The 15,409-nt window shown below is 65.1% G+C and carries 17 protein-coding genes; 11 read left to right on the top strand and 6 right to left on the bottom strand.

All coding sequences use genetic code 11. The features are described from left to right. The first annotated feature begins 131 nt into the window (after positions 1-131). Positions 132-1,133 (top strand): energy transducer TonB, encoded by a 1,002-nt coding sequence (locus tag SSKA14_RS02940; RefSeq protein WP_006475839.1) that lies wholly within the window; start codon positions 132-134, stop codon positions 1,131-1,133. A gap of 82 nt (positions 1,134-1,215) precedes the next feature. Here the strand turns inward: SSKA14_RS02940 and SSKA14_RS02935 are convergent, their stop codons facing one another. Next, positions 1,216-1,470, bottom strand: a complete 255-nt coding sequence (locus tag SSKA14_RS02935; protein WP_040006908.1) for a hypothetical protein — start codon at positions 1,468-1,470, stop codon at positions 1,216-1,218. A 77-nt stretch (positions 1,471-1,547) separates the two neighbouring features. On the opposite strand from SSKA14_RS02935, the gene SSKA14_RS02930 reads away from it, so the two are divergent. Beyond that, positions 1,548-2,345, top strand: a complete 798-nt coding sequence (locus SSKA14_RS02930; protein WP_008265398.1) for a helix-turn-helix transcriptional regulator — start codon at positions 1,548-1,550, stop codon at positions 2,343-2,345. Between the two features lie 100 nt (positions 2,346-2,445). Then, positions 2,446-3,156, top strand: a complete 711-nt coding sequence (locus SSKA14_RS02925; RefSeq protein ID WP_040006906.1) for a transposase — start codon at positions 2,446-2,448, stop codon at positions 3,154-3,156. A gap of 25 nt (positions 3,157-3,181) precedes the next feature. Here the strand turns inward: SSKA14_RS02925 and SSKA14_RS02920 are convergent, their stop codons facing one another. The 4 genes from SSKA14_RS02920 to SSKA14_RS02905 form a co-directional block, all read right to left on the bottom strand. Continuing rightward, positions 3,182-4,366, bottom strand: a complete 1,185-nt coding sequence (locus tag SSKA14_RS02920) for an ABC transporter permease (protein WP_040006904.1) — start codon at positions 4,364-4,366, stop codon at positions 3,182-3,184. Further along, on the bottom strand, positions 4,363-5,109 hold the full coding sequence (locus SSKA14_RS02915; protein ID WP_040006902.1) for an ATP-binding cassette domain-containing protein: 747 nt from the start codon (positions 5,107-5,109) through the stop codon (positions 4,363-4,365). Before SSKA14_RS02915 ends, SSKA14_RS02920 begins: the two co-directional genes overlap by 4 nt. Further along, positions 5,106-6,632, bottom strand: coding sequence for an alpha/beta hydrolase (locus tag SSKA14_RS02910; protein ID WP_040006900.1), 1,527 nt, complete (start codon positions 6,630-6,632; stop codon positions 5,106-5,108). The genes SSKA14_RS02915 and SSKA14_RS02910 overlap by 4 nt, the downstream gene beginning before the upstream one ends. 68 nt (positions 6,633-6,700) lie before the next feature. Then, the gene (locus SSKA14_RS02905) at positions 6,701-7,903 is read right to left on the bottom strand and encodes a GGDEF domain-containing protein (RefSeq protein ID WP_008264520.1); all 1,203 of its coding nucleotides are present in this window, start codon (positions 7,901-7,903) and stop codon (positions 6,701-6,703) included. 154 nt (positions 7,904-8,057) lie between these two features. Here SSKA14_RS02905 and SSKA14_RS02900 point away from each other — a divergent pair, with 154 nt between their 5' ends. From SSKA14_RS02900 to SSKA14_RS02890, 3 genes are all read left to right on the top strand, one after another. After that, complete coding sequence (locus SSKA14_RS02900) at positions 8,058-8,543, top strand: DUF1203 domain-containing protein (protein ID WP_008264789.1); 486 nt, start codon at positions 8,058-8,060, stop codon at positions 8,541-8,543. 233 nt (positions 8,544-8,776) lie between these two features. Next, a complete protein-coding gene (locus SSKA14_RS02895; RefSeq protein WP_008267196.1) occupies positions 8,777-9,949 on the top strand; it encodes a lytic polysaccharide monooxygenase in 1,173 nt (390 codons plus the stop codon). Positions 9,950-10,130: 181 nt separating this feature from the next. Further along, positions 10,131-11,294 carry a lytic polysaccharide monooxygenase gene (locus SSKA14_RS02890; RefSeq protein WP_040006898.1) on the top strand — a complete coding sequence of 388 codons (1,164 nt, stop codon included), beginning with the start codon at positions 10,131-10,133 and terminating at the stop codon, positions 11,292-11,294. A 191-nt stretch (positions 11,295-11,485) separates the two neighbouring features. On the opposite strand, the gene SSKA14_RS23245 is transcribed toward SSKA14_RS02890, so the two are convergent. Beyond that, positions 11,486-11,755 (bottom strand): helix-turn-helix transcriptional regulator, encoded by a 270-nt coding sequence (locus SSKA14_RS23245; protein ID WP_075075810.1) that lies wholly within the window; start codon positions 11,753-11,755, stop codon positions 11,486-11,488. Between the two features lie 120 nt (positions 11,756-11,875). Between SSKA14_RS23245 and SSKA14_RS23730 the strand changes: the two genes are divergently transcribed. The 5 genes from SSKA14_RS23730 to SSKA14_RS02875 all read left to right on the top strand — a co-directional run bounded on the left by SSKA14_RS23730 (position 11,876) and on the right by SSKA14_RS02875 (position 15,325). Then, positions 11,876-12,652, top strand: coding sequence for a hypothetical protein (locus SSKA14_RS23730; protein ID WP_125899104.1), 777 nt, complete (start codon positions 11,876-11,878; stop codon positions 12,650-12,652). A 68-nt stretch (positions 12,653-12,720) separates the two neighbouring features. Continuing rightward, on the top strand, positions 12,721-13,176 hold the full coding sequence (locus SSKA14_RS02885; RefSeq protein ID WP_032961321.1) for an NIF family HAD-type phosphatase: 456 nt from the start codon (positions 12,721-12,723) through the stop codon (positions 13,174-13,176). A gap of 19 nt (positions 13,177-13,195) precedes the next feature. Further along, positions 13,196-13,810, top strand: coding sequence for a cyclin-dependent kinase inhibitor 3 family protein (locus SSKA14_RS23240; RefSeq protein WP_162838411.1), 615 nt, complete (start codon positions 13,196-13,198; stop codon positions 13,808-13,810). Between the two features lie 508 nt (positions 13,811-14,318). Then, the gene (locus tag SSKA14_RS02880; protein ID WP_087786541.1) at positions 14,319-14,747 is read left to right on the top strand and encodes a periplasmic heavy metal sensor; all 429 of its coding nucleotides are present in this window, start codon (positions 14,319-14,321) and stop codon (positions 14,745-14,747) included. Positions 14,748-14,761: 14 nt separating this feature from the next. Then, positions 14,762-15,325: a sigma-70 family RNA polymerase sigma factor gene (locus SSKA14_RS02875; RefSeq protein WP_049400889.1), complete on the top strand. Its 564-nt coding sequence runs from the start codon at positions 14,762-14,764 to the stop codon at positions 15,323-15,325. Positions 15,326-15,409 lie beyond the last annotated feature (84 nt).

Raw genomic sequence — 15,409 nt, 5'->3', positions numbered from 1 at the left:
GGGATGCTAGATTGCACCCTCGCCGTTGCCGGCGGTGACGTCGGGAAACGTCGCCCAGCCGCGCCCGGACCGCAGGTCCCGGCCATGCATATCAATGATTTACGTCACGTCGTCTTCTAGAGGGGAGCAGGATGTCGCACGTCTCAATGATCACCGCCGCGCGCCGGTGGCTGCCGGTTGCCCTGGCACTGGCGCTGGCCGCCTGCTCGGGCAAGGAGGAAGCTCCGGCTTCCGCGCCGGACAAGGCACCGGCCGCTGCTGCACCGGCCGCTCCGGTGGTCGCTGCCAAGGTGCAGTCGATGGGTACCGAACAGCTGCGTGAGTCCGCCAGCCAGGCGCTGCGCGAGAACCGCATGTACGCGCCGGCCGGTGACAACGCCATCGAGTACTACCTCGCCCTGCGTGACAAGACGCCAGACGACGCCTCGGTGAAGAGTGCGCTGACTGACCTGCTGCCCTACACCCTTATCGCCGCCGAGCAGCATCTGGCCCGCGAGGATTACACCGAGGCGCAGCGCCTGGTGGCATTGATCGAGAAAGTGGATGCGTCCGCGCCGGCCCTGCCGCGCCTGAAGGAAGGCCTGGCCAAGGGCGTGCAGAACGCCGCCAAGCGCACCGAGGCGGAAGCCGAAAAGGCGAAGAAGGACGCCGAGGACCGCAGCAAGCAGCAGACCGAGCAGCAGCGTCTGACCGAGCAACGCGCCAAGGAGGCCGATGCCGCCAAGCAGATTGCCGCACAGCAGGATGCCGCGCGCCGCGACAACGAACGGCAGGAAGCCGAGCGCCAGGCCGCCGCCCGTCGTGAAGCCGAGCAGAAGCAGCAGCAGGCCGCCGCGCAGCAGGCCAGCGCCGCACGCCAGGCTGCAGCCCCGGCCGCACCGACCCTGCGCCCGGTCAGCACGCCGGCGCCACGTTATCCGGGCGAGGCCCTGCGCTCGGGTACCTCGGGCGAAGTGCTGGTGGAGATCACCGTCGGCACCGACGGCTCGGTGGTGAACGCACGCGTGCTGCGCGCAACGCCGGGGCGCGTGTTCGACCGCGAAGCCCTCAACGCAGTGAAGCGCTGGCGCTTCGAGCCGGTCAGCGCCCCGGTCACCACCCGCCGCACCCTGGTGTTCGCGCCGGGCGGCTGACCGCAAAAAGGGGACGGAGGGGATTAAGTCGCTTCCGCCCCACATTGACGCAAAGGCCCGGCTTGTTCGGGCCTTCTTTTTTTCAGGCCACGCCGTCGATCAGGCGTTGCAACGCCGGATCACGCGCAGCCAGCACCTGGAACAGCCCCAGTGCGTGCAGACCGGGCAACAGCGCACGCAGGTCGGCTTCGGCGTTGGCACGAACGGCGGGATCACCGGCAGGGTCCTGCCAGTCACGAGCGCTGGCGAGGAAGGCACCGACGCTGCCCTTGCGCACGGTGAGACCGTTGATCTGGACGTCGTTCTGGTGGTCGGGAAGGATGTCCTGTGGCTGCATGGCGGAGTACTCCGTTGAAGTGGACTCCAGTCTGTGCACCTGGCGATGACGGTTCTGCCGTATAACGGCCATTCGATATGTCAGATCAGACATCCACTGCATTGATCGACCCCGCGTTGGCCGATGCCGCCGACGGACCGGTGGTGTGGGCGGCCCAGTTGCGCCTGAACGGTCCGCGCCGCACCTCCCGCCACCACCATGCCCGAGGCCAGCTGCTGGGCGCGCATCAGGGCCTGTTGCGGATCGACGTCGGCCACCTGCACTGGCTGCTGCCGGCGGGTCATGTCGCCTGGATACCGCCCTCACTGCCCCACGCACTGGTGAGCGCGGAGCGGTTCGATGGCTGGAGCCTGTACTTCAATGCCGGGGCCTGCCTGGGCCTACCCGTCACGCCACGCATTCTTCAGCCCAACGCGCTTCTGAAGGCTGCGACGACGCGTGCGCTGCAATGGCCCCACTCACCACTGGATGCTGTGCAAGCACGACTGACTGGTGTGATCGCCGATGAGATCGCTGCCAGCACACCGCTGCCGCTGGCCTTGGCCCAGCCACGCGACCGTCGCCTGCGGCGGATCGCCGCTGCATTGGCACGCGCACCGCACGACAACCGCAGCATCGAGGCGTGGGCCATCGCCAGTGGTTTGTCCAGCCGCAGCCTCGCCCGCCGTTGGCTGGCCGAGACCGGCATGACACTGAGCCGTTGGCGGCAGCGCCTGCGCGTCCTGCTTGCACTGCCGCAGCTGCTGGCGGGTGAGCCGGTGATCAGCGTCGCGCTGTCGATGGGCTACGACACGCCTGGTGCGTTCATCGGCGTGTTCAAGCGCGAGATGGGGGTGACACCCGCGCGCTACGGAAAAGGGGACGGAGGGAATTAAGTCGCTTCTGCCACGCCCCACACAACTTCGCGGCAATGCCTGATGTCTTCCACAGGCACGGCGGCAGCACTCTGGGCAATCTCCGCACGCGTGGATCCCCATGCCTCGACAAGCGCGCCTGATGTTGGCTGGCCAGCCGTACCACGTAACGCAGCGGGGTGTGAACAAGGGCGCCATCTTCGTTGACGATATAGACCGCCAACTGTTCCTGCACCTGCTGCACAACGCCTTCGTGAAACATCGCGTCGCGCTGCATGCGTACGTCCTGATGGGCAACCACGTTCATCTGCTGGCCACGCCATCCACCCGTCTGGGCCTGGCCAACGCAATGCGCATGCAGGGCAACAGCTATGTCCAGGCGTTCAATCAACGGCATGCGCGCAGCGGCCCGCTCTGGCAGGGGCGCTTCCACTCTTCCATGGTTGACAGCGACAGCTACCTGCTCAGCGTGTATCGCTATATCGAGCTCAATCCGGTCCGCGCCGGCATGACCACCGATCCGGAAGACCATCCATGGTCGAGCGTGCACGGAAACCTGCAACGCCGTGATGATCCGATGCTGACGGAGCATCCGGCATTCCACGCATTGGCATCGGAAAGAATACAGCGCGCGAAGCTCTATGCACGATTCCTGCACGACCTGGATGCACCGGCGGACCTGCCGGCCATCCGTGCCCACAGCGCGGGACAACATCCTTTGGGAGAGAACGCGTTCCTGCGGATGGTGGAGCAGACGCTGGGCAGATCCGTGGTGCTGCGCAAGCGGGGGCGTCCGCGCAAGGCGGGGACGGGAGAGGCAGAAACGACTTAATTCCCTCCGTCCCCTTTTTTGCGGCTCAGCCGGAGATTGCTAAGCGTTCGTTGTGGTAGCGGCGCACGGCGGCGAACCACAGCACCGCGGCCAAGCCCAGGCTGGCGCCGAGGTAGATCGCCCACACCGAGGGGGTGATGGCCTCGTGGCGGATCACCTTCAGCAACATCTGGTTCTGCGACAGGAACGGCACCGCGTACTGCCACAGCTGGCTTTTCACCGGATAGGCGATCAGCGCGTAGCCCGGAAGCATCGGCAACAGCATCAGCCAGGTCATGTGGCTCTGGGCTTCCTTCATGCTCTTGGCCGCAGCGGCCAGGAAGGTCAGCAGCGAGGTGCCGATCAGCAGCATCGGCAGCATCACCAGCAGCATCTGAACCATCGCCATGATGTTCATGTTGAGCTGGCGGCCGATGTTGCCCGGCGCGATCTGGGCACTGACCTTGAACGCGGCCAGGGTCAGCAGCAGCGACGCGAAGCCGACCATGCAGGCGGCGGCGATCTTGCCGCTGACGATGGCGCTGCGCGACCCCGGCGTGGCCAGCAGCGGTTCAAGAGACTGCCGCTCGCGCTCGCCGGCGGTGGTGTCCATCACCAGATAGGCGCCGCCCAGGAACGAGGTCAGGGTCAACAGGATCGGCAGCAGTGCCGACAGCATCAGGCCGCGCTTGGCTTCGGCACTGGCCATGTCCTGGCTGGCCATGTCCAGTGGCCGTGCAACCTGGGCGTCGATGCCACGCGCCATCAGCCGCAACGCACCGACCTGGCCGTTGTAGGTGGCCAATGCCGCCTGCAGTCGCGCAGTGGGCACCTCTGCGGCACGCCGCGTGCTGTCACGGATCACCTCCACCAGCGCCGGCTTGCCGTCGGCCCAGTTGCTGCCGAACTCCGGGCTGATGCGCAGCGCCACGTCGATCTCCTGCGAGCGGATGGCCTCGGCCAGATCCTTCGGCGCGGCAGTGGCATTCAGGCCCTGGGCGGCCAGGAAGCGGACCAGGTTCGGCGCGTGCTCGGCACCGATGGTGGGAATCTGCAGCGGCTGCTCGATCTGGGTGCGCACCCGGCTTTCAGACAGCTTGCCCATGCCCAGGATCAGCAGCGGGTACAGCAGCGGGCCGAACAGCAGGGTCAGCGCCAGTGTGCGGCGGTCGCGCGACAGGTCACGCAGCTCCTTGCGCATCACTGTCATCAGGGTCGACATCATGCTCATGCGTGCAGGCCCTCTTCGCTGCCGATCAGTTTCACGAACGCGTCTTCCAGGTTGGATTCGCCGGACTGCGCGCGCAGTTCATCGGCGCTGCCGGCGGCCATCACCGTGCCCTTGGCGATGATCACGATGTGGTCACACAGCGCGCCCACCTCCTGCATGATGTGGCTGGACAGGATCACGCAGCGGCCTTCCTCGCGCAGGCCCAGCAGGAAACGGCGCAGCGCGCGCGTGGTCATCACGTCCAGGCCGTTGGTGGGTTCATCGAGGATGACGTTGCGCGGGTCGTGCACCAGCGCACGGGCGATGGCGGTCTTGGTGCGCTGGCCCTGCGAGAAGCCATCGGTCTGGCGGTCGAGGATGTCACCCATGTCCAGTGCATGCGACAGCACTTCAATGCGCTCGCGGATGCGCTGCGCGGACAGGCCGTGCAGCTCGCCGAAGTAGGCGATGTTCTCGCGCGCGGTCAGGCGCTTGTAGACGCCGCGCGCATCGGGCAGCACGCCAAGATGGCGCCGCACTTCCACCGGGTCGCGGGCGGCGTCGATGCCGTCGACGCTGATGCTGCCCTGGTCGGGTGTCATCAGCGTGTACAGCATGCGCATGGTGGTGGTCTTGCCGGCACCATTGGGGCCGAGCAGGCCGGTGATCTGGCCATCGGCGGCACGGAAACCGACGTTGGACACCGCCTGGATACGGCCGGTGCGGGTGTCGAAGGCCTTATGCAGGTTGTCGGCGACGATCATGGGGTCCATCCGTTGAACGAGGTGAACGCCGGCACGTAGCTCAGCGTATCCAGGCAGCTGGCATCAAGCGCCTTGGCATCGGTGGTATCGATGAACTGGCCAAGCAGCCGCGGCATGCAGCCGGCATTGAGCGTGCCATGGCCCTGCCCGCGGGCGACCAGCGCACGGCCATTGGGCAGGCCCTTGAGCACCTGTTCGGCATAGCGCGGCGGGGTGACCGGATCCAGTTCACCGGAAAGCAGCAGCACCGGCAGGTCCGACTTCAGCGGCGCGGTCAGCGCGGCCGGTGCCGGCTGGTGCGGCCACACCGGGCAGGCCGCGAAGAACGCACGTGCCGCTTCGGTACCGAACAAGGCGTCGTCGCCCTCTGCCGGGGCCTGGAAGCGCGGCGCATCCTCGCTGCAGATCACCGACCACTGCATGCCACGATTGATCTGGAAATCCATGCTGCGGGTCGCGCCGCGCACCAGCGAGGCCAGCGGTGCGTATCGGCCCTGCGCCGCTTCATCCAGCACCAGCGGCAGCAGCGAGGAATATTCGGGCACGTAGGAGAATGCGAAGGCCAGGCCAACCACACTGTCCGGAGTCAGCACGTCCTGGCGGGGCGCATTGGTGCCGGGATCGCGGTAATCCACCGTGACCGGCGCACGTCGCAGGGTCTCGGCCACGGCGCGCAGCTGTTCCCGGGTATCGACCGGGAACCGCTTGCTGCAGGCGGCATCCTTGCGGCACTGCGCCGACTGCAGGGTGATCGCGTTGTCGAACGTGCGGGCAAACTCGCCGCCGACCACCAGGTCGTTGGGCACCACGCCATCGATGACCAGGCTGCGGGTGTGCTGCGGGTAGGCGATCGCGTAGCGCTGGGCGACGCGCGTTCCGTAGGAACCACCGACCAGGTTCAGCCTGTCCACGCCCAACGCCTGGCGTACGGCGTCCAGATCGGCGATGGCCTCGGCGGTGGTGTAGAAGCGTGCGTCGGCGCGCCCCTGCAGCGAGGCTGCGCAGCGCTGCGCGTAATCGCGCAGCGAGGCCTCGGTGGGGGCCGCGTCCTCGTCCATCTGCAGTTCCTTGCCATCCGCGCCGAGGCAGCTGAGCGGGTTGGAGCCGCCGGTGCCGCGCTGGTCGATCAGGAACACGTCGCGCTGCTTGCGCACCTGGCGCAGCGCGTTGTCGACGATGACCGCCACTTCGCTGGCGGCCTGCCCGGGACCACCGGCCAGGAAGAACACCGGATCAGGCTGGCCGGCTCCGCTGCTGCCCGATTCCAGCCAGGCGATGCGCAGGTCGATCTGGCGGCCGCCGGGATGGGCGCGGTCCTCCGGCACCTGCAGGGTCGCGCACTGGGCTTCGACATTGGCGCTGGCACCTTCGGTGGACAGCGTGCAGGGCTGGAAATCGATGGCGCCGAAGCGGCGGCTCGGGGCGTCGCTGGCGCCCTGGGTGTCGGCTGACGGCGGCTGGCTGCAACCGGCAAGCATCAGGCTGGCCAGCATTCCGGCCAGCGCGAGGTGGTGTCTTTGCATCGTGCTCGTTTCCCCTGGAGGACGTTCCTGTCGACCACGACGGGCTGCCGCGGAAGATGTGACCCAACTTACACGGGCACGGCCTCGACGGCGATGGGAAACGGCGAAATCGCCGCTGCCGGTGCGCAGGCCAGCTGATCGCGCCCGGCGGCCTTGGCCTGGTACAGCGCCGCATCGGCGGCGGCCAGCAGCGTGGACAGGTCGCCCTGGCCCTCGTCCATGGCCAGTCCCACGCTGGCGGTGACCGCAACCGGCCCCGTCACCAGCACTGCCGGGTGCCGTTGCAGGCGGGTGCGGATCACCGCCGCCAGCATGACGGCGTCGCTCGACGTGCTGCCCGCCAGCACCAGCACGAATTCCTCGCCCCCATAGCGGCCCAGCAGGTGCGTCTTTCCCTGCGTGCAGTGCTGCAGCACGGCAGAGAAGTGGCGCAGCACCTCGTCACCGGCCAGGTGCCCCCAGCGGTCGTTGATCTGCTTGAAGTGGTCGACATCGACCAGCAACAGCGCCAATGGGTGGCCCTGCTGGCGGACGCGCTGCAACTGTGCCTGGCCGTCGGCCAGTACCGCGCTGCGGTTGAGCAGGCCGGTCAGGCCATCGGTACGCGCCGCGTGCCGCAGATCGACCAGCATGCGCTCGACCAGCAGCAGCACCATGGCGAAGCAGCGCGCCAGCTCCAGCATCACCCCTGCAATGTAGGTGACGAACATCGGCGAGCCGGTGCGCATGATGTCCTCGCCGGCGTCGGGCGCCACCGGCAGGAGCAGGCGCACGGCATACAGCGTGGCTTCGGCCAGGAACACCACCGCCGCCAACCGGCAGCTGGTGCGTTGCTGCGCGGGCGCATGGCGCAGCAGCAGCCAGGCAATCCAGCCATCGACGATCAGTGCGAACACACTGAACACCTGCAGGCGCATGTGCAGGTCCGGCCAGAGCACCAGGAACGCGAAGATGCAGGCCATGAACGCCGCCGCCATCAGCAGCGGCCGCCACAGCGGCAGTGGCTGCTGCAGATGCAGCGCCACCCCGCGCAGCATCATCAGGCCACAGCCGGCCATCGCTGCATTGCCGGCCAGCACGGCAGGCGCCAGCGGCAGGTAGGGCCGCAGTGCCAGCAGGGTCACCCCCAGCGTCAGCAGCCACAGGCTGATGGTCCACTGGCGCAGTACCGGTTGCCCGCGCAGCACCACCAGCAGCAGCGAGAAACCCACGGCGATGCCGATGCAGAGCAGGAAACCAAGCACGGTGATGGTGGGGAAATCCAGAGACATGCGGCGCTCGTCGGCCGGGGCGGCGCGCGCATCTTAGCGCCTTGCCGCGCGATGCCTGCAGCGTTCCGTGGCCCGGTGCGGATGCGAGGTCGGAAAACGGCGAGCAATGCCACCGATGCACGCGCAGAATCCGCGGAAAACCAGGGAGCTGCCCATGCACGCGTGGTATCTCGGTGGCCTCGACCACCGCCCTTTCCAGCATCTGTTCGAGAAGAACGACACGGCACTCGCCGCGCTGGGCATCCAGCGCCGCTGGGCGGGCGACGGCGGCGGCCATCCCTGCCGGATCAGCCTGAGCGACCCGCCCAGTGGCAGCGAACTGCTCCTGCTGTCGCATGTCCATCTGCCCCTGCACTCGCCCTATCACGCGTCCGGCCCGATCTTCGTACAGCGCGGCGTGACCCGGTGCGTGCTGCCACCCAGCGTGGTGCCGCCCTACGTGCAGCGGCGGATGATCTCGGTGCGTGCCTACGACCGGTCTGCGCTGATGCTCGGTGCCCAGGTCTGTGCGGGCACCGAGGTCGCCGCGCAGCTGGATGCGCTGTTCGCCGACGCGGCGGTGGCGTTCGTGCAGTTGCACAACGCCGCGCATGGCTGCTTCTCGTGCCAGGCCGACAGGGTCGATGCACAGGCCGCGTAGCGTGGCCTCCATGACGTGATCGGCGCCACGCCGATCGCGTGACGCCCAGCGCATCCGTTCAGCCCCACGTGAAGCCTGCGGGAAGGGCTTCACATGCGCAGTCACGGATCGGAACGTCCAGGGTTCCACACCCTGCAGTGCGACTCGATACTCGCCGGGGTGGCGCCGGAAGTCCGCCGCGCAGCGCAGTTCCTGCGGTCACCGATCCCTTTCGACGACCACAAGGATGCGCCATGTCATTCCGATCCACACCGCTGTTGCTGGCCACCTCATTCGCTGCTGCCGGCCTGGGCCTGGCCGGCACCGCGTTCGCCCACGGCACCATGACCACGCCGGTCAGCCGCGTCTATGCCTGTTTCCAGGGCAACCCGGAGAACCCGACCAACCCGGCCTGCGCCGCCGCAAAGGCAGTGGGCGGTTCGCAGGCGTTCTACGACTGGAACGGCATCAACCAGGCCAATGCCAACGGCAACCATCAGGCCGTGGTGCCCGACGGCAAGCTGTGCAGCGGCAACAACCCAACCTTCCGCGGCCTGGATCTGGACCGCAGCGACTGGCAGACCACGCCGATCCAGCCCGATGCCAACGGCAAGTTCACCTTCGTTTTCAAGGCGACGGCGCCGCACGCCACGCGTGACTGGCGCTTCTTCGTCACCCGCGACGGCTGGCAGCCGGGCAGCCCGCTGCGCTGGGCCGACCTGCAGGAGTTCTGCACGCTGGGCAACACGCCGCTGTCGGCCGATGGCACCTACAAGCTGCAGTGCACGCTGCCGCAGCGCAGCGGCCAGCACGTTATCTACAACACCTGGCAGCGCTCGGATTCGACCGAAGCGTTCTACACCTGCATGGACGTGCGCTTTGAAGGCAACGGCGGTGGCACCACGCCGGTGCCGCAATGGCAGGATGCCGGCCCGGTGACCGCACGTGGCGAACTGCCGGTCGGCACCACCCTGGCCCTGCGGGTGTTCAACGCCAACGGCAACGATGTCGAGCGCGTGGAGGCGACGCTGGCCAGTGGCCAGACCGCGCCCGCGCAATGGCCATTGGCGCTGGCGCGCAAGGTCAATGCCAGCGCCCAGCATGCCCGCGTGGGCGTGCTCAGCAACGGTGTGATCACACCCGCCGCCTCGGCCACCGGCAACCGGGTGTACCTGAAGAACGGCAACCGCTTCCAACTCGACACCCAGGTACCGGACCCGGGCACGCCCTCGCCGGGCGGCGATTTCGATCATGTGTACCCTGCCGGCATCGGCAGCTACCTGCCCGGCCAGACCGTGGTGAAGGGCAGCGACGGCAAGCTGTATGCCTGCCGCCCGTTCCCGGAAGGCGCCTGGTGCAACGTCAATGCCGAGGCGTACCGGCCCGGCGTGGGCGCGGCCTGGCGCGATGCCTGGATCGCATACTGAGACCGGATGCAGGGAACGGTGGCGACGCACCGTTCCCTGCAAAACGTGCGACGCGCTGGCTTCCAGCAGTGAAGCCGTGCCCACTCCAGATCACGCACCTCTTTTTTGAAAGTAATCCGATGGATACAGGCAGTCGGCATACCGAGACTTCACCGGGTTCCACCACCCACAGGAGATCTCCATGCATCTGTCCCACCGGGCCGTGCTCGCGCTGTCCGTGATCGCCGGCGTAGCCGCTTCAGGCAGCGCGTTCGCCCACGGCACCATGTCCAAACCCTCCAGCCGCGTCTATTCCTGTTACCAGGGCAACCCCGAAAACCCGACCAATCCGGCCTGTGCGGCGGCCAAGGCCATCGGCGGCGCGCAGCCGTTCTATGACTGGGCAGGCATCAACCAGGCCGGCGCCAATGGCAACCACCAGGCCGTGGTGCCCGATGGCGAGCTGTGCAGCGGTGGCAACAGCAAGTACCGCGGGCTGGATCTGAACCGCAGTGACTGGCAGACCTCACCGATCCGTGCCGACGCGCGCGGTCGCTATACCTTCGAATTCAAGGCGCCGGCACCGCATGCCACCCGCGACTGGAAGTTCTTCGTCACCCGCGAAGGCTGGCAGCCGGGCAGCCCGCTGCGCTGGGCCGACCTGCAGGAGTTCTGCACGCTGGGCAACGTGCCGCTTTCCGGCGACGTCTACAAGCTGGACTGCCCGCTGCCCAAGCGCAGCGGCCAGCACGTGATCTACAACACCTGGCAGCGCTCCGATTCCACCGAAGCGTTCTACACCTGCATGGACGTGCGCTTCGAAGACGGTGGCGGCGTGACCCCGCCCCCGCAGTGGCAGGACGCCGGCCCGGTCACCGCCCGTGGCGCGCTGGAAGTGGGCACGACCCTGACCCTGCGCGTGTTCAATGGCAACGGCAACGATCTCGAACGCCCGGAAATCACCCTGGCTGCCGGCCAGACCGGCGCGACGCAGTGGCCGCTGGCCCTGGCCCGCAAGGTCAACGCCAGCGCCCAGCATGCCCGCGTGGGTGTGTTGAAGAATGGCGTGATCACGCCGGTGGCATCAGCTACCGAGAACCGCGTGTACCTGACGCCAGGCCATCTGTTCCAGCTCGATACCCGGGTGCCGGATCCGGATCCGGTCGACCCGCCGCCGGGCGATTTCGACTTCGTGTACCCGGCCGGTATCGGCTCCTACAAGCCGGGCGAGACCGTTGTGAAGGGCACCGACGGCAAGCTGTACGCCTGCCGCCCGTTCCCGGAAGGCGCCTGGTGCAACATCAACGCCGAGGCCTACCGCCCGGGCACCGGCTCTGCCTGGCGCGATGCCTGGATCGAGTACTGAGTCACAACACCGGGGGCGGCGTGATGCCGCCTCCGGTGGGCATTTCAAGGCGCCATGAGGTTGCCGGCCAGCGGCCGGCACTACCTGACTTACTTGCTGCTGAAGGACTAAATAACAACGGAAAACTTATTTAAAGCATATAAATCAATTACTTATGCTTGAAATAAGACTTTCGACTTATGTGAGCCTTGTCAATTGATCCTCGAGACTCGCACTGCCTTTAGAGCCTTGCAGATCAGATCAGACACCTCAGCTGGAGAGACACCCAGCGCAGATGCCATTTGGCAGAATTCGAGAACGTCTAGACGACGTGATCCAGACTCTATTGAAGAAATGCGCTGTTGGGGCCACCCCAGATGGGCAGCAAGCTGAGTCTGACTGATGCCCAAGATCTCCCGATGCTCCCGAAGCTTTCCGACCAAACGGAGGTACGGGTTCTGATAGATCGTCTTCGTAGCCATCCGGTCCGCCTCAAGGAGCGGATGGAAATCTATGACCGGGGCACGGCATACATGAAAATCATGTAGACGACATCGTGCCGCCTTGGTAGCATCCGGACTGGTTAATTTGCCGGGGATCGAGTGATCTATGGCCGTAGCCAACAGACCCTCCTTCCTTCGTGGCCCGAGCTCGACTCACTTGTCGTATCGCTTGGTCCTTTCTACACCTGCGCCTGGTGTGCGCTTGAACGCTCCACTTCCGTTAGCGCGCCCGTTTCCTCAGACCCTGCTGTCGCCCAGCAACTCCTGCAATTCCTAAAAAGCGCAGGTGTTGTGACCGGTTCCAGTTCAGGCAACGGAGCCGTTAAGCGCTCTCTCTACGAACCGGTCAGTTGGTCCTACGTCGATGACCTGATTCTTCCTGATGACCTTGATGCAGCGCTCAAGGGGATGCTTGATGCTTGGCGCCCGACGCTTGATAAACACGCAAGACTTTGGATCTGGCGCCAGCTAGCGGATCGAGAGGCAAGCGCCTATCTCACATCATTGCTGCGCCGTCACCGTATCGGAGTGCACCGCGTAGATGAAATCCTGAGAAGTCAGGATGAGGAGTGGACTCGTCTGAGCCTGGGGCGGAAACGATACGTGCTCTGGTCATCTGTAAGGGGAGCAGCGAGCCAGTTCCTTAGTAGCGGTGGCAACGAGGACGCCGCACTAGAAGTGCTTTCCCGAGAGATGCGAAGGAGGACGCGCTGGCTGGTAGTAAAGGCGGCCGCGGGTGAACTTCGAAGAACCGACTATTGCTTCCTTCCTGACACAGGTTGGCGACGACCACTGATGATCGATGTAGCGCTGGAAAGCATACTGAAGATAGGCGATGACTACTGGCTTGCAGCTCCATCCTTGGGCGAAATCTAGTCAAAACAGAGGCCCTCGATTACCCACTTCCCTGGCTCAGCTGAACCAAGAATCACGAGACTTGATAGATGCGTCCAATCATTCTTGCACTGGACCTTGAGGGAACACTTATCTCCAATGCCGTCAGTCAAATACCCCGACCCGGCCTGATGGAGTTCCTAAACTATGCCAGCAGCACCTTCAATCGGATCGTCATGTTCACCTCTGTACCCCAAAAGGTTGTTGCAGAGATTACATCCCTCTTGGTGCTGGAGGGACGCGCTCCCGAATGGTCTCAACATCTCCCATACATCGAATGGGACGGTCCGACGAAGGACCTTCGATTCGTTTCGGCAGAACTTGGCGAGGCACTGTTGCTGGATGATCACGGGGCCTACGTGCATCCCGGCCAACACTTCCTCTGGATTGAAGCCCCTCTCTTCGCTGCACCATATTCTGATGGAGACGAGGGGCTGCAGCTGGTGATCCAGCGTCTTGAGGAGCGCCTCAATCCAGGCAGCACAAAGCCCAAGGCGCGGCCTTAGTGGATGGAGTGTGCCGTGGATGCAATCTTCGGACGCCGCAGTGAGACACCGCCAGCCCCCAATACTCGAGGATTCTGTGCACAGAACTAGCTTGTCTCATCCGTTGCAGATTGCGGGACTTTCCGTCGGTGCCAACGGAGGAACCATAGGCGTTACCTTTGCCCCCGGTAAGCATCAGAAAGTTGCAATGACGGGCTCGTGGTGTAGAGATCTCGAGCTCGATCTAGCGTCCGTCTCAGCTTGGGGATGTCGCCATCTGCTTTCCTTGATTGAACCGTGGGAGTTCGACGATCTCGGGATAGGGTCGCTACCCGAACGCGCGCGCGCTCATGGCCTGCACTGGCATGGTCTTCCGATTCGTGATGGAGAAGCGCCGGATCCTCAGTTCTTGGACGAGTGGACACGACTAGGCCCCGTCCTCACTGACGATTTGCTCCGCGGTGACAAAGTAGTCGTTCATTGCAAAGGAGGGCTTGGCAGAGCGGGCACCGTGGCTTCGATGCTACTGCTCGAGAGCAGATCATGCCTAAGCGCTGAAGAAGCTATGGCCAGAGTTCGGAGTGCTCGTCCCGGAGCCGTGGAAACGGCGGAGCAAGAGCGCTTCCTTCTTCACTGGGCTTCTCGGATGCTCTAGAACCGTGTGCGCTGAAGCATCCGTTCTGAACTCTTGACACGGCACTAATCACGTCCAGACCTGTGAACCTCCCAGTGCCGGATCAGCTTCGCCCCGGTGCTCATCGGTGAATCTGAGAACCCGCGGGGAGGTCAGCAATCAGAGGTTTGAGGGGATCTCCCCACGGCAGGCGTATAAGTAGGGAAGGATGAGGAGATCTCCACATGAATGATCTAGACGATTGGCTGTCCAGAGCCTCGGCAGCTACAAGGCCAGACGGCCATGATCGGGCCACCGATAGCCTGGTCCGACGCCTGTCCCAGGAAGCTTCCCCTTCGCAATGGGCCGGTAAGCGAGAGTTCCGCCGGGCACTCGCATGCGCGGCGCTCGCGGCGGTGCTTACCTGCGGAGGAGTAGGCTCCGCCTTCTTTGTCACCCAGGCACCCTCGCGCCCGACATGGGTCGCGGCCCCAGCTTCCATGTCCCCATACGCTCTACTGGTGGAACGCTGATGGCAATCGGACCCCTCATGAGGCTGCCGCTGGCAACAATCGCTGGCGCCATCATTGGCGTAGTGTGCGCGCTGGCTATCGGCTGGATCTGGCACTCGCTCAATCCTGGGCACAGCGATCTCCATGAACGCCTTCACGCCGTGGTGCCTCTGGACGACTCGGAGAAGCAGATCCTCCAGGCCAAGGAACAGCTGTTCGCAACAAGGCGAGGTGAGATCGAAGCGCGCCTGCGGATTGCCAACCGCCAGCTGGCGGACGCCATCGCGGCTGACCCCAAATGGAACCCCCAGGTGGAACGTGCAAGTCGTGAGGTGGAGCGGGCTGCGGGCGATCTCCAGCGCATCACGCTCGAGCATGTGTTCGAGATGCGCGAGGGCTTGAAACCCGAGCACCGGCCGGCCTACGACAAGGCACTCCTTGAAGCACTTCGCACCGACTCTCCCTGAGCCCCACAAACGTTGTGACCATCGAGGACGACAACAACTGGGCAGTTGAAGCTGCGGCGGGTGATGCTGAGGCCTTCGCTCGCCTGGTCCGCCGTCACTCGCCAGCAATCAAGCAGATGGTTCGAGGCATGGGTCTGCCCGAAACCGACGTCGATGATGTCGTGCAGGAGACATTCGTTGCCGCTTGGCGAGGCCTGTCAGAGTACGATCCGACGCGCTCGGTACTTCCTTGGCTGATGCGTATTGGAATCAACAAGGTTCGTGATACGCAACGGTTTCGACGCGTCCGCCACTTCCTGTTTCGGGCCAAGCCTTTGGATGATGAGGAAGGACGCGCCCTGCATTCCGAGCAGGCCGGGCCAGAGCAGGTTGCCGGTTCTCAGCTTGAGCTCGCAGAAGTAAGAAGGGTTCTCAACACGATCGACCCGAGCCTGCGTGAAGCTCTGGTTCTGACTGCCTTCGTCGGCCTTTCCCAGGTTGAAGCAGCTTCCGCCCTGGGTATCAGTCTCAAAACGATAGAGGGTCGCGTCCTGAGAGCGCGGGCCAAACTGACAGATGCACTGAGCCGCGGGAAATAAATTTTCGCCGGATTCGAGGGGAAGGCCGCGCAGGCCGCGTAGTGCAGAAAGACGGCCGAGATTGCGGCCCCACTGCACCGGATC

This window comes from Stenotrophomonas sp. SKA14, assembly GCF_000158575.1.
GTDB classification, from domain to species: Bacteria; Pseudomonadota; Gammaproteobacteria; order Xanthomonadales; family Xanthomonadaceae; genus Stenotrophomonas; species Stenotrophomonas forensis.
The sequence above is the reverse complement of the archived record's forward strand: the minus strand, read 5'-3'. Positions and strand labels throughout refer to the sequence as shown.

What these genes read in the sequence shown, in the direction of transcription:
- SSKA14_RS02930 (WP_008265398.1), top strand. Translation starts at nt 1,548, where the DNA reads ATGTCAGATCAGACATCCACTGCATTGATCGACCCCGCGTTGGCCGAT.
- SSKA14_RS02925 (WP_040006906.1), top strand. Translation starts at nt 2,446, where the DNA reads ATGCCTCGACAAGCGCGCCTGATGTTGGCTGGCCAGCCGTACCACGTA.
- SSKA14_RS02900 (WP_008264789.1), top strand. Translation starts at nt 8,058, where the DNA reads ATGCACGCGTGGTATCTCGGTGGCCTCGACCACCGCCCTTTCCAGCAT.
- SSKA14_RS02890 (WP_040006898.1), top strand. Translation starts at nt 10,131, where the DNA reads ATGCATCTGTCCCACCGGGCCGTGCTCGCGCTGTCCGTGATCGCCGGC.
- SSKA14_RS02905 (WP_008264520.1), bottom strand. Translation starts at nt 7,903, where the DNA reads ATGTCTCTGGATTTCCCCACCATCACCGTGCTTGGTTTCCTGCTCTGC.
- SSKA14_RS23245 (WP_075075810.1), bottom strand. Translation starts at nt 11,755, where the DNA reads ATGGCTACGAAGACGATCTATCAGAACCCGTACCTCCGTTTGGTCGGA.
- SSKA14_RS02915 (WP_040006902.1), bottom strand. Translation starts at nt 5,109, where the DNA reads ATGATCGTCGCCGACAACCTGCATAAGGCCTTCGACACCCGCACCGGC.
- SSKA14_RS02940 (WP_006475839.1), top strand. Translation starts at nt 132, where the DNA reads ATGTCGCACGTCTCAATGATCACCGCCGCGCGCCGGTGGCTGCCGGTT.
- SSKA14_RS02920 (WP_040006904.1), bottom strand. Translation starts at nt 4,366, where the DNA reads ATGAGCATGATGTCGACCCTGATGACAGTGATGCGCAAGGAGCTGCGT.
- SSKA14_RS02880 (WP_087786541.1), top strand. Translation starts at nt 14,319, where the DNA reads ATGAGGCTGCCGCTGGCAACAATCGCTGGCGCCATCATTGGCGTAGTG.
- SSKA14_RS02885 (WP_032961321.1), top strand. Translation starts at nt 12,721, where the DNA reads ATGCGTCCAATCATTCTTGCACTGGACCTTGAGGGAACACTTATCTCC.
- SSKA14_RS23240 (WP_162838411.1), top strand. Translation starts at nt 13,196, where the DNA reads ATGCAATCTTCGGACGCCGCAGTGAGACACCGCCAGCCCCCAATACTC.
- SSKA14_RS02935 (WP_040006908.1), bottom strand. Translation starts at nt 1,470, where the DNA reads ATGCAGCCACAGGACATCCTTCCCGACCACCAGAACGACGTCCAGATC.
- SSKA14_RS02910 (WP_040006900.1), bottom strand. Translation starts at nt 6,632, where the DNA reads ATGCAAAGACACCACCTCGCGCTGGCCGGAATGCTGGCCAGCCTGATG.
- SSKA14_RS02895 (WP_008267196.1), top strand. Translation starts at nt 8,777, where the DNA reads ATGTCATTCCGATCCACACCGCTGTTGCTGGCCACCTCATTCGCTGCT.